General features: G+C 40.4%; 15 protein-coding genes. 6 read left to right on the top strand and 9 right to left on the bottom strand.

From position 1 onward, the window contains the following. Window positions 1–78 precede the first annotated feature (78 nt). Window positions 79–873, top strand: coding sequence for a M15 family metallopeptidase (locus NSQ62_RS07000; protein ID WP_341323208.1), 795 nt, complete (start codon window positions 79–81; stop codon window positions 871–873). Window positions 874–1,048: 175 nt separating this feature from the next. Here NSQ62_RS07000 and NSQ62_RS06995 read toward each other — a convergent pair whose 3' ends face one another. Next, window positions 1,049–2,077 (bottom strand): NAD(P)/FAD-dependent oxidoreductase, encoded by a 1,029-nt coding sequence (locus NSQ62_RS06995; protein ID WP_341323207.1) that lies wholly within the window; start codon window positions 2,075–2,077, stop codon window positions 1,049–1,051. A gap of 251 nt (window positions 2,078–2,328) precedes the next feature. Between NSQ62_RS06995 and NSQ62_RS06990 the strand changes: the two genes are divergently transcribed. The 4 genes from NSQ62_RS06990 to NSQ62_RS06975 are packed head-to-tail and all read left to right on the top strand — an operon-like array spanning window position 2,329 to window position 6,238. After that, entirely contained in the window at window positions 2,329–3,375 is a 1,047-nt protein-coding gene (locus NSQ62_RS06990; RefSeq protein ID WP_341323206.1) for an iron-siderophore ABC transporter substrate-binding protein, read from the top strand. Window positions 3,376–3,377: 2 nt separating this feature from the next. Continuing rightward, entirely contained in the window at window positions 3,378–4,412 is a 1,035-nt protein-coding gene (locus tag NSQ62_RS06985) for an iron ABC transporter permease (RefSeq protein ID WP_341323903.1), read from the top strand. After that, window positions 4,409–5,440, top strand: a complete 1,032-nt coding sequence (locus NSQ62_RS06980; RefSeq protein WP_341323205.1) for an iron chelate uptake ABC transporter family permease subunit — start codon at window positions 4,409–4,411, stop codon at window positions 5,438–5,440. The genes NSQ62_RS06985 and NSQ62_RS06980 overlap by 4 nt, the downstream gene beginning before the upstream one ends. Continuing rightward, window positions 5,441–6,238: an ABC transporter ATP-binding protein gene (locus NSQ62_RS06975; RefSeq protein ID WP_341323204.1), complete on the top strand. Its 798-nt coding sequence runs from the start codon at window positions 5,441–5,443 to the stop codon at window positions 6,236–6,238. A gap of 41 nt (window positions 6,239–6,279) precedes the next feature. Here the strand turns inward: NSQ62_RS06975 and NSQ62_RS06970 are convergent, their stop codons facing one another. The 4 genes from NSQ62_RS06970 to NSQ62_RS06955 form a co-directional block, all read right to left on the bottom strand. Continuing rightward, a complete protein-coding gene (locus NSQ62_RS06970) occupies window positions 6,280–6,552 on the bottom strand; it encodes a GTP-binding protein (RefSeq protein WP_341323203.1) in 273 nt (90 codons plus the stop codon). Then, entirely contained in the window at window positions 6,500–6,682 is a 183-nt protein-coding gene (locus NSQ62_RS06965) for a hypothetical protein (protein ID WP_341323202.1), read from the bottom strand. The genes NSQ62_RS06970 and NSQ62_RS06965 overlap by 53 nt, the downstream gene beginning before the upstream one ends. 172 nt (window positions 6,683–6,854) lie before the next feature. Beyond that, the gene (locus NSQ62_RS06960) at window positions 6,855–7,388 is read right to left on the bottom strand and encodes a hypothetical protein (RefSeq protein WP_341323201.1); all 534 of its coding nucleotides are present in this window, start codon (window positions 7,386–7,388) and stop codon (window positions 6,855–6,857) included. A gap of 99 nt (window positions 7,389–7,487) precedes the next feature. Next, window positions 7,488–7,805: a hypothetical protein gene (locus NSQ62_RS06955; RefSeq protein WP_341323200.1), complete on the bottom strand. Its 318-nt coding sequence runs from the start codon at window positions 7,803–7,805 to the stop codon at window positions 7,488–7,490. 320 nt (window positions 7,806–8,125) lie between these two features. Here NSQ62_RS06955 and NSQ62_RS06950 point away from each other — a divergent pair, with 320 nt between their 5' ends. Continuing rightward, a complete protein-coding gene (locus NSQ62_RS06950; protein ID WP_341323902.1) occupies window positions 8,126–8,767 on the top strand; it encodes a response regulator transcription factor in 642 nt (213 codons plus the stop codon). Between the two features lie 636 nt (window positions 8,768–9,403). Here the strand turns inward: NSQ62_RS06950 and NSQ62_RS06945 are convergent. The 4 genes from NSQ62_RS06945 to NSQ62_RS06930 form a co-directional block, all read right to left on the bottom strand. Beyond that, entirely contained in the window at window positions 9,404–10,693 is a 1,290-nt protein-coding gene (locus tag NSQ62_RS06945) for a globin-coupled sensor protein (protein ID WP_341323199.1), read from the bottom strand. Window positions 10,694–10,954: 261 nt separating this feature from the next. After that, the gene (locus NSQ62_RS06940; protein WP_341323198.1) at window positions 10,955–12,100 is read right to left on the bottom strand and encodes a DUF2812 domain-containing protein; all 1,146 of its coding nucleotides are present in this window, start codon (window positions 12,098–12,100) and stop codon (window positions 10,955–10,957) included. 98 nt (window positions 12,101–12,198) lie between these two features. Further along, a complete protein-coding gene (locus NSQ62_RS06935; protein WP_341323197.1) occupies window positions 12,199–12,621 on the bottom strand; it encodes an ABC transporter permease in 423 nt (140 codons plus the stop codon). 12 nt (window positions 12,622–12,633) lie between these two features. Continuing rightward, entirely contained in the window at window positions 12,634–13,200 is a 567-nt protein-coding gene (locus NSQ62_RS06930) for a histidine phosphatase family protein (protein ID WP_341323196.1), read from the bottom strand. Between the last annotated feature and the right edge of the window lie 18 nt (window positions 13,201–13,218).

Here is a 13,218-nt window from a genome sequence, read left to right as displayed (position 1 = left end):
ATCTTCAGAAATTCTTAAGATTTATACTCAGTGAAACTTAAGGTTTACCTATTAAACTTAAATCAAAGGAGCATACATATGAAAAAACTTATCCTAGCAATCATTCTAGCCATCATTGGCTATCAATTTTTATTCAATAAGGAAACTGCAGCACCTGACTTACCACAGCAAATTTCGCTCGAGCAGCATACGATTTCAAACGGGGACTTAATCTTAGTTAACCGCGATATTAAGCTACAGCAAGATCCGACGAATTTAGCGCAAATTCCAACTGACATTGGCGCTAACGTGATCGTCGATTCAAAGTTTTTATTAGAAAAGCAAGCTATCCAGCCACTAAAAGCACTATTTGAAGCAGCCGCAAATGATGGGATGGAGCATTTTATCATCAACAGCGCATATCGCAGCGGAAAATTACAGCAACAGTTATACGAGGAAAACGGCGCTGCCTACGCCCTGCCTTCTGGTTATAGCGAGCACCAAACCGGGCTTTCACTCGATATCGGGTCAACGGCTGGAAAAATGGAAAACGTAGATGAGGGCAAATGGCTCGAGCAAAACGCACACCATTTTGGCTTTATATTGCGCTACCCGAAAAACAAAGTTGAGGTTACCGACATCAACTATGAGCCGTGGCATTTCCGCTATGTTGGGCTACCACACAGTGTGATCATGCACGAAAAGGACCTTGTACTTGAGGAATATATTACTTTTCTAAAAAAAGACCCATCTTATACAACAAAAGTTAATGGTACAACTTATTTTGTACAATATACGGATAGTCGTACTAAGGTAAACATCCCAAATACCACGAACTTCAACGTATCTGGGGAGAATGAAAGTGGCTATATTATTACTTCTATCATTGAATAACAAAAGCGTATTTGCGCCATTTAAGCCCCGAAAAACATTGGAGAGCCCGACGCAAAAGTAAACGCTTCACCACTTCTGCAGGATCGATCGAAATGTCCGAGGAGCTGGCGCGAATGCCTAGACAATAACAAAAGCTCCGAGCAGCACAAGTAAATGCCGCGCGGAGCTTATTTTTTTAGTTACCTTCTATTACTAGTTGCTGATTACGTTCTGTAAATTTCTCATTATGAGACGATACCATCGCATAACTATTCGCATCCGGCTCAATATATTTTTTCGCACTGTTTACCGCAAGTACAGCATCGTTAAACGTCCCAACAAGTAAATACACCTTATCTGCATAAGCAACAATATCTCCTACCGCATATACACCGGGTGTTGTCGTTTTACATTGTCCTTCACTTTCAAACTGCTTATGCTCATTGCGCTTTGGTACAATCCCCTCTGCAAAATCCAGTGACACTTCACGGTTGTAGCCGTGGCAAATAATAATCTCATCGACCTCTAACTTCTTTGCAACCGCACCTTCCCGAATAATTACATGTTCAATGGCTGTTTTGCTATCGTTTGAAATAAGCGACTGAATTTCTGTGTTTAGCATAATATCAACGTTATACTCTTTTAGCTTTTTCACCTGCGCTTCATGGGCCTTTAATTCCTCACTGCGATAAATAACCGTCACCTTGTTCGCAATTGGAAGTAGCTCTACTGCCCAGTCAATCGCACCATTCCCACCACCTGAAATGAGTACGTCCTTGCCTTTAAATCGATCAATCCCATTAATCGTGTAATGTAAATTCGTCATTTCATACTTTTCCGCGCCCTCAATTTCAAGCTTGATTGGTTCAAAAATACCGCCACCAATAGCGATAATGACCGATTTCGAGTAATGCTTGTCGCCGTTGTCAGTCGTGATCACAAATACACCGTCTTGCTTTTCAATGTGCTGCACTTTTGAATTCAAACAAACGGTTGGCTCAAATGTCATCGCCTGCTCGATTAATTGACCGATAAATTTTTCAGCAACAATTGGTGGCTGGCCGCCAACATCCCAGAGCATCTTCTCTAAGAAAATATTCACCTTGCCACCTAAATACGGATGGAATTCAAGTATTTTTGTTTTCATATCACGCATCCCCGCATAAAATGCACTATATAAACCGGCAGGACCCCCGCCGACAATCGTTACATCATATAAATTCATTAATAACACTCCATTACAGTCGATTTTTTTACGTACAAATTACTTTATCAATGTAACTCCACCATTAGTTGATAGTGATAATCTTTATCATTAAGATAGCGTTATTGCTAGAAGTTGTCAATAATCACCTGCATATTTTTACGTTGACACATAAAAATAGTATTGACTTTGGAAAAAATAGGAGTATTATTTGTTTAGCGGTGATAATGAGAATCTTTATCACTTAATAAAACTATGCGAGGTAAAACAATATGAAAAAATCATTATTCATGCTAGTAGTCGCTTGCTTTATGGCAATCGCATTAGCAGCTTGCTCAGATTCATCTGATGACAAAGCAACAGACAACACAAAAAAAGATGACACAGTATCAACTGAATCATCTGATCAACAATATCCAATTACAATCAAGCACGCTTTCGGTGAAACAGTGATCACTGAAAAACCAGAACGCGTGGCAACAATTGCCTGGGCAAACCATGACGTAGCAATTGCTCTAGGTACTGTACCTGTAGGTTTTTCTGCAGCCAATTACGGCATGCAAGATGATAGCGGCATGCTTCCTTGGACAGCTGAAGCGTTAAAACAATTAGGTGAAGAAAACCCGAACATCTATCAAGATACAGACGGTTTAGACTTTGAAGCAATCGCGGATTCAACACCAGATGTCATTTTAGCGGCTTACTCAGGCATTACACAAGAAGAGTACGACACATTAAGTCAAATCGCACCAGTTATCGCGTACAAGGATGTTCCGTGGGTAACTTCATGGCGTGATCAAGTAACATTAAACGCAGCTGGTATGGGCATGGAAGCTGAAGGCGCACAATTAATCGCGGATACTGAACAACTAATTGCCGACAAAGCAGATGAATATGCAGCAATCAAAGGTAAAAAAGCCGCATTCGGTATGTTCACTGTAACAGACCTTTCGAAATTTTATGTCTATACACCTGGTGACCCACGCGGTGAGTTCTTAACAGACTTAGGCATGGTCTATCCAGAAAGCTTAAAAGCATTAAACACAGATGGCAGCTTCTACATTGAGTTATCTGCAGAGCATGCGGATGCATTAGCAGACGTTGAAATCTTTATCGCTTATGGCAACAAAGATACGCTTGCTGCATTACAAGCTGATCCGATTTTAGGCAAAGTGCCTGCTATCGAAAAAGGCAATGTTGTGATTATTGAAGACAACACACCACTTGCAGCAGCTGGGAACCCTAACCCACTGTCAATTAAGTACACAATCGATGAGTACTTAACATTAGTTTCGGATGTTGCTAAAAACATTCAGTAATGATGAACAAATTACAAGTTTCCGAACATAAGCAACAGCTACTGCCAAAAAACTTGATGAAAGTAGTCCTTGTTCTTATCCTATTACTTGCGCTAAGCATCATAGCATCGCTCGTATTCGGTTCTCGTACAATTGGCTTGGCTGGACTACAGGATGGTTTATTCCATCCTGATGTGCAGTCACACGAGGCCAATGTTGTGCGACAACGAATTGTACGAACGATTTTTTGCTTTCTAGTAGGTGCGGCACTTGGTGTATCCGGTGCGCTTATGCAATCGGTTACCCGCAATCCGATAGCCGATCCGAGTATTTTAGGGGTTAATACCGGGGCTTCGCTATTTGTTGTTTGTGGGATTGCTTTTTTCAATATTAGCTCGGCAAATGAATATATCTTTTTAGCAATAGCAGGTGCCATCCTCACTGCTATTTTTGTATTTGGCATTGGCTCAATGGGAGCTAGTGGTGCTACACCCTTAAAGCTTGTTCTTGCGGGTGCCGCCACAAGTGCCATTCTTTCTTCCCTTGTAACCGCCGTGATGATTCCGCGCACAAATGTGATGGATCAGTTTCGATTTTGGCAGGTCGGAAGTGTGGGCTCAGGAAATTGGGACTCGATTTCGTTATTTATTCCATTTTTAACCATTGGTTTACTTGTTGCCCTATTTACTGCTCCTGCGCTAAATGCCCTAGCTTTAGGTGATGAAGTTGCAACGGGTCTTGGTGTGCGTACAGGTACGGTTCGTCTCTTTGCTTCACTTGGGGGTGTACTACTTTGTGGTGCTGCGACGGCGCTTGCTGGTCCAATTGGCTTTATCGGCCTTTTAGCCACGCATCTTGTACGACTAACTGTAGGTCCTGATGTCCGCGCCATAATTCCATTATCCGCACTAACGGGAGGCATTGTGCTGCTGATTTCTGATGTATGTGGTCGCCTACTAGGAAGTCCGAGCGAGCTACAGGTGGGGATTTTAACAGCCTTTGTCGGTGCGCCGATTTTAATTTACATAACAATGAAAGCGAAAGTGCGTAGCCTATGAACAGTGAAACAATGACTTCTATTATGAAAGCAAGACAAGTACGCAAACGACGCTTTGTACTGACGACTTCGATTTTAATCGTAATGACGATCGCGCTTTGTGTAGCGATGCTCATGCTCGGCAATACAATTTACCCGGTAAAAGATGTGCTATCGGTTTTACTTGGTAACGACGTAAAGGGAGCGACCTTTGCAGTAGGTACGATTCGTCTGCCACGCATGCTTGCAGGGCTATTAACTGGCTTTGCATTTGGTGTTGGTGGCTATGTATTCCAAACAATGTTACGTAACCCGCTTGCCAACCCAAATGTGATTGGGGTTACAGCTGGTTCGAGCGCGGCGGCGGTATTTTGTATTATCGTCCTCCATGCGAGTAATACCGTTGTTTCGATCGCCTCGGTTGTTGGTGGTTTAGTTACAACGTTATGTATTTACTTTTTAGCAAAAGGGGCAAGCTTTTCCATTGGTCGTTTAATTTTAATCGGCATTGGAATTCAAGCGATGCTCAATGCAGTTATTTCGTATTTAATGCTAATCGGAAAAACGCACGACCTCCCAACAGCGCTTCGTTGGTTAAGTGGTAGTTTGAACGGGGTAAAGATGGAAACAATGTATCCGTTGATAATTGCCGTCGTAATCTTTACCCCACTGCTCATGATGTTCTCAAAGCGCTTAGAGATGTTGGAGCTTGGTGAAGAAATGTCTTCTTCACTTGGTGTCGATACAAATAAAACGCGCCTTGTGTTAATTATTTGCGCGGTGTTACTCATTGCACTTGCAACGGCAGTAACTGGCCCGATTGCATTCGTCGCCTTCTTAGCTGGTCCGATTGCAAAACGCCTTGTTGGCAGTAACTTTTCTGCGCTTATTCCAGCTGGGTTAATCGGTGTCATCTTAGTATTGGCCGCTGATTTAATTGGACAATTTGCCTTTACGGCAAGATATCCAGTAGGTGTGGTTACCGGCATTATCGGTGCACCGTACTTGATTTACTTACTTATTCGCATCAATCGTAAAGGAGACATTTAAATGACGCAGCATACGTTACAAACAAATAATTTACATGCCGGTTATGAGCAAAAACTCATTTTAAACGACGTGAATATATCGATTCCGCAAAATAAAATTAGCATTATTATCGGCGCAAATGGTTGTGGCAAATCGACGCTCCTAAAAACGATGGCCCGCCTCATTAAGCCTGCTAGTGGTGAGGTTGTATTAGACGGCAAATCGATTCATCAAATGCCACCAAAGCAGCTGGCCAAAACGCTTGGGCTCTTACCTCAATCCCCTGTCGTTCCTGAAGGCATTACGGTTGCGGATTTAGTTGGGCGTGGCCGTTTCCCACATCAAACCTTGTTTGGAAGCTGGTCGAAAAAGGACTATGAAGCGGTTGCTGAAGCATTAGAGATGATGAATATTACCGAGTTTGCGGACCGTAATATCGATGAATTATCTGGTGGCCAACGTCAGCGTGTATGGATTGCGATGGCGCTTGCGCAACAAACGGACATTTTATTTTTAGATGAGCCGACGACGTATTTAGACATTACGTATCAGGTTGAAATTTTAGATTTACTAACCGATCTGAATAAAAAATACGGCACAACGATTGTCATGGTCCTACATGATATTAACCTTTCTGCCCGTTATGCAGACTACTTGTTTACGATGAAAGAAGGTCAGCTAATCGCAGAAGGTACACCGCAGGACATTGTGACGAGTGAACTCATTAAAGAAACGTTCCAGTTAGAATGCGCCGTTATTACTGACCCCGTGTCGCATACGCCGCTTATTTTACCAATTGGGCGTCATCATAAAAAATAGATAAAGCGTGTTCCGAGCTTCAAACTCAGAACACGCTTTTATTATTGCTTCACAACAAACTTCGGCAATGGATCAACGAATGTTGTCCAGTCCAAATGCATTTCCTCATCCGTTAATAAGCACGCATCAAGGCTCTCGATGATTTCATCTTTCTCCAAATCAATGCCAATCCACACAATTTCACTTTGCTTATCACCAAACTCTGGGTGCCAGCGCGCCTTTAAGCTTGGGTCCTGTTCAAATGCTTCTTGCTGTGTAGATCTACCCTTTATGACTATAAAATCCAGATGCGATAGATCCAAGTAATAACCCAATTCCAGCTCCCATAGCAATTGAAAATCCTTGAGAAATTGGTTCAAAAAATATGCCAAGAATTACACCAACAGCAGAACCAAAAATCAGCCCTAGTGGTATTAAACTATTTATTAGTCCTTTATTTTTCATTCCTAATGTTTCTCCCATTCGTGTAACTATAATTTTTTATCCTCTAACAATCTGGCACGATAGTTGAACACACGTTAAACAACACGCTTCAACTAACCTGCACTGATAGTTGAATTATAGCCTTCCCAAAGTGTCATTGGGGACGTTATTAAGTTCATTTATGTATACGTTATTAATCCCAATAATTAAACACTAAATCTCCTACTGTACGTGACCAAAAATGATTCATAAAACCAATTTCATTTTCATTCAGTTCATTTTCATTCAAAAGGATGTAATCAATTGCTCTACATTCATCATTTTTAAACGCCTCTTCAGGTAATATAATCTGCCCGCTATCTTTCGCCTGACGTACTAAAGGCTCGTCTAAATCAGAAGCAGCTAGTACTTGATAGCGATTTTCAAATTGAGCTTTCATCAAAGGATGATCAATAAATTTTAAATCCCCGATAGCACGATTCGTTGAAAAGGCAATATAGTCATACATCGTGTTATAAAAAATATAAAACTCTATCCCCTCAATTTCCACATGTGCATGGCCATAATGAGAGTCAAAATCTGGCTCATACCACGTTAGAAATTTGCCATTTAACTGCTGAACATACAAAGCACAATTTTTTTTAAATTCAGCCCGAAGTGTTACCCAATCACGTTCTAGGGATAAATCGGCTCCAGTAAAGCCTGTTATGCCATTTTTTAAAATCATCTATGTAATCTCCTTACTGTAATTTCATTAAGTATTTCTTAATTTGATAACATTCCCAAAGCGGTGTTGAACTTGAAACACTTTTCACTAAAAAATTCACTAGTTTGAAGTTTGATCCCTTCTATAGTTATCTAAATCAGAAATATTATTATCAATAAAAAACTTTGCAATCTCCTTGAACTTATCTATATAATCGTCTTTCTTCATCTCTAAGTCCCCTAATTCATCGACGTTACCTTGAACGCTTACACTATCATTTTTCACATCTACAATTACTGTCATATATGTGTTCTCTTTGTAGACAACAACACACGTTACTTGTTTTTTTACTAAATCGATAAGGGGATATTTATGATGCACTCCCGTTGATTTAAAAATCGTATACCCAACATTAGATTTATTTGTGTCGTTACTCATTTTCACACCCCATTCATAAATATTTAGTTTTCTTAATGTAATAACTTGCTGCGTTAATTGAATTATAACCTTCTTTTATAGAGATAAGATTCGACAAATCTAACTGTAATCCTTCTAGATAATTCTTGTGTATTGCAGTAGACAATATACCCCCTGAACACAAATAGATTTCACAGGATATTTTAATCCTTATTATGATTTTTGCACTGAATTATTTAGTAAAATCAAAAATGAATATTGTAAACGCCCTTTATGACCTTGCACGTATCTTTCAACTTTGCTATGCTCATCACAAAAAAGGACGTGATGACGTGATCCGAATGCCACATCTACTTATCATTGAAGACATCGAGGACGTAAACGACATGCTCTGCCACTTCTTCAAGCAGCAAGGCTACACCGTGCATGCTTACTTAAACGGCATGGACGGCTTAAAAGCGTTCAAGGAGCTTCCAATAGATCTTGTTATTCTAGACATTATGCTGCCGTACATAACAGGCGACCAAATTTTAAAGGAAATGCGCGCTAAAACAGAGGACATCCCAATCCTAATGTTGTCCGCAAAAGACGAAGTGCGTACGAAAATTGATTTTCTCAAGCTTGGTGCTGACGATTACTTAACGAAGCCATTTGATCTTGGTGAACTTGCAGCCCGCGTGGAAACGTTATTGCGACGCTATAAAAAAATGACGACCAACCCGACTTTTGCGTATGAGCAAATCCGCCTCGATGCCGTCACGAAAACTGTGACAGTAAATAGTGAGCCACTCAGCTTAACCGCAACCGAATACGGGTTGTTGCTGTGCCTCATCCAACAGCCAATGCAGCTTTTTACGAAAGCAACACTTTATGAAACGGTTTGGGAAACGCCCTTTTTTGCTGAAGATGACATCGTAAAAGCACATACAGAGGTGTGTGCATACAATCAGCACTGTGGCAAAAATCGATGTTACGGCAAATAAAATCTTAATGGTATTCGAATGAAGCGCGCGGTAAAAGTCCGATTGAATTAAATTAATCATGCTGCTCACCTCCAGAGCGACTACTTGAGCGCTTTCAAACAGGCGATCAATCCCGCAAAGACAGCGTAGGTCTTGGTTTATCCATTGTTGCGTTGTTAACGAAAAAGTTAAATGGCACGCTACAAATTGCTCATGAAGACTTTCAATTTGAAATTATAATTACATTGCCAAACAAATTTTAAGAACTGTTTCCTAGTCTTTAAATGCTCGCCCAATTCAGTGAGTGAATTAATGAACATCTCATGATGGGTTCACATATTGCACACACGCCTATTTTTCTTGCCCCTTGCATTCTGTTCATTTACGGAGTGCATTTTTTTTGGCATAAAAAGAGGCGGTTTTACCCGCCCCCGCGCTTACGAGCATCCAGAACCACAATATCCTGAACGTTTATATGCTCACGTACTTGAACTTTCGCAAGCAATGCCGAATAGTGTTGCCGCCCTCTGAAATTGGGACCAGGTAACTATGGATGATCTTATTCAGTAATGGAACAGATGGCGCTTTTCTGTATGCGAGATGTCTTGATAAATTATCCTTTTTCACGGAGTTTTATTTACATCCTTGGTTACTAAATTAACTCGGTTTCAAATGATGTGAAATCGACACTAAGCTATCCGCGGCGTGTGTCACCTCTTCAAATGATTTACCAAGTAGCGCAATGACGTCGGTCATGCAATCCATTTTTTCCTTCACCAAATCATTTTGATCCTTACATTCAAGCAGTGCATTCACAACGACATCAAATTGCTGCGTTGTTTCCTTCATACGTGTTGTCCCCAGCTCAACCGCTTCTTTAATTTCCCCTGACGCCTCGATTAAATATTGCATACGCTGCCTGGTATTGACTAGCAAGCCTTCCACCGTAATCGTAGAGTCTTTAGTTTGCTCCGCGAGTTTTCGAACCTCATTGGCGACAACGCTAAAGCCATTGCCCGCAGCACCGGCACGACTCGCTTCAATGGATGCATTGAGTGCAAGCATGTTCGTTTTGTTTGCGATATTTGTGACAATGCCCATGATACTTTCCATTTGCTGTGTTAATTCCTCTAGCTTGCAAATTTCATCAGTTATTAATTCTACGGACTGATGGATAGTATTCATATTATTCAGCTGGAACGAAATCTTTTCCTTGCCAATTTGCGCTTCGTCCGTCGCATTAAATGAAATATCCATCGCCTTAATTGTGTACGTTTTTACTTCATCCGATTGCAACATTAATTCATGATACGACGCATTTGTTCGCTCTGATATCGATGCTAAATCCGTTGAAGACTGAATCACAGTGCTTCCTACCTTCATCTTTCCTTCTTCAATTTCAGCCTTCAACGCATCCATAAATGCCTCATATTCTTCCAAGACCACCTGCTGCTCCAAATTAAAAATCTTCGTAATCGCCTCAATTGTTTTATGGCGCTGCTCACGATATACGAGCTCGCTATTAACCATACGAATTAAATGCAGCAGTAGCTGTTGAAATGCAGCAATATACCATTTTGTTTTTAAACCGATTTTGACGTGCACTTTTGCAATTTTTTTACGCTTTTCAAAATAATTTTCGTCTAGCTGTCCCGAAAACATTTCGGTAATATGCACCTTTAGGGTTTCCTTTAAGCGGTTAACAGAGCTGTTTTGACTAATCATATCAATGAGCGATTGCTCCTGCATAATGCCCTTATAAAATGTTTCAGTAATGACATCAATTTGCTGGTCCACATCGCTTCTAAATAATGTTAAATATTTCAAATCTTCGACAGTTAACTCGAGTATCGCTAGTTGCTTTTCATATCGTTTTGGTGGCGAATAATATACATTTACTGAATAATTATCGATTTTAAAGTCTTCATTTTTTTTATGAAAGAACATGGAGAAAACCCCTTTTAAGTTAAATTAAGAATAAATGTATTCATTCTATACTATTACCTATTAATATAACTCATTAAACAATATTAGTAAATATTCCCAATATTTATTTTTTCAAACATTACAAGACTTTCATTTAGGGATAAAAATAGAAAACGCTTCACTTTTGCATTTTATTAAACCTCTTTACTTAATTTGCTAGCGACTAATCACTCACTAGAAAAGGTACGTTATCAGCCCTATGACTGTTAACGTACCCCCATGTTATAAATTTTCTAATGCTTGTAAAATCGTTTCAAGATCGGCTTCACCCTCGTAATCAACATACTGCACCTGTTTACCCTGTAATGTTAACAGGCGTACGTGATCGTCGTGCAATTGCTCAACAAATACTTGATCAAATGCTGCTACTGAGCGCGCCTCGCCCTCTACATAATAAGAGCCTGCTAATTCGTCATACAGTGCGCTTGCTAAACTCGGTACAATGCACTCGGTCACTTTAAATGTAAGCGTTGGCGTATAAGCGGCTTCATTTTCCTGAAGAATTGACACTTGTTCTCGTGTTTCGTATTGCACCGGCGCAACGAGTGTCCTGTTCGTAATGAGCCAATTATACCAATCCTCTTCTTCACTCTGGGCAAGTTCAGCCAGCCTTTCTTGCGGCTCAATCATATGTAAACGCAGCACAGGTATATCAGTCGTATCAAGCGGTAGGTCCAAAAAGTTGTAAGCATACACTTGCTTAACTAATACAGCAAAACCGATAAAAATAACAGCAACGTAACCGACATGCCACATCAGTTTTTTCAAACTGGCAACCTGCCAATACGCGCGGTAATCCAGCGCGATGCCTTGCGAGAGCTGCCTTTTCATTCGTGTAATGCCTAAATAATCCCGTAAATAATTTACCGTTAAGCAGCTTGATGAAAAAATCATCACAAAAATCCCCATGGACTGCCCCTCAACGAAATGTTCAATTGGATTCACTGCCTTAAACATCAATAGGGCACTGACGATAATGCCCAAAACAACCATGCCGAGATTAATGAAAAATTGATTGCGCGCTTGTTTCAGTATCCCTGTTAAAGCCTGTGCTTGCTTCGTTAAATCCGGCTCAATTTCACTGGTAGCATCCGCTTTTTGCGAGCGAAATATATGATAAAACTCACGGCTTGCCACAAACTCCCAGCCTTCAAGCGCAAGTTCCTCTGTATTCGTTGGCTGCGTATCCTTTTTCGGCATGACAATCATCCGATATTCGACTTGCTGTGGTTCGCTTTGCAAAAACGTTGCAAATAAACCATTGAATTTTTCCAACTGCAAGCCATTTTGCCCTTGTTCGGTCAGCCAGCTTTCCACTTTCTCAAGCTGCCACATTTCTACAGGGATAAGCTTCCGTTTTTTTCTCATGAGATCAGCCCCTTTTTATGATTGTACGGTAGCGGGCATGTTGTTCAATGTGATATGATTTCAATCGATTATTTACGTTTCATGTGCTAAGGGAAAATTCAATGAATTTGTTGATCACTTGTCTTTGAACGCTGCTTCATCTTTTCACAGGACCAATAGCTCAGAACGATAAACAAAGTTGTCACAATGGGATACCCAATTAAAACCGCTACTTGCATATGCTCCACTAAACTAAATTCGCCCCACTCTAACCAAATGCGCCAGCCCATTCCAGCCGTACTTAATACGAGTGTCGCAAAAAATACAAGCCTCGCTTTATTAGTGTATAGCGCTGACAAGAACCCTCCCATTGTAAAGTAAACAACGCATGTCATCACAAGCGATATGAAATCAAAACCCTTTAATCCCGGAATGACAAACGTAAAATGAATGCCACTAAAAAATAACATACCTAGTGTATACAATAAGAGAACTTTCTTTTTATGCCGCTGTATGTTTTCTATTTCCTGTTGTTTAAACATCCTCATCCCCCTTTATAATAACAAAGGATCACTCGACACTTTTTCTAACGATACAAGTTGATCATGCAAAAAATCAACCTTCACAATATCCGGCATTGTTAAGTCCTTCCAAAAGGCTAACCCATAACTTTCATCAAATGCCTGTAACATCAACGTTAAAATATTGCCATGAGTACCGATGACTATCGTTTCATGCTCATGTTTTTGCAGTAGCTCTTTTAATACAGGAACTGCACGCATTTGTGCCATAATATTTGATTCCCCACCAGGATATGAAAACATGGGATTTTGCCAAACTGTCAACATCGCTTCCTCAAAATTTTCAACAGGTGGATTACTTAGTAGACGTTCATTTAATGCTTCGATTTGCGTGATTTTTAATTTTTTCAGTCTTGCAATTGGCTCAATCGTTTGCACTGCACGAAGGTAGCTACTTGCATACATCGCCTGTATATCAATATTTTCAAAAATCGAAACTAATTTTAACGCTTCTTGTCGCCCTGATTGTGAAATCGGACGTTTGTATTCATCTGGTGTATAAACAGAATGTGCGTGGCGAACAAAATAAATGATTGTCATAAATCCCCCTACATTTCA

The organism is Solibacillus sp. FSL H8-0523 (assembly GCF_038051985.1).
Classification (GTDB): domain Bacteria; phylum Bacillota; class Bacilli; order Bacillales_A; family Planococcaceae; genus Solibacillus.
Note: the sequence above shows the minus strand (reverse complement) of the source record. Positions and strands in the feature narration are given on the sequence as shown.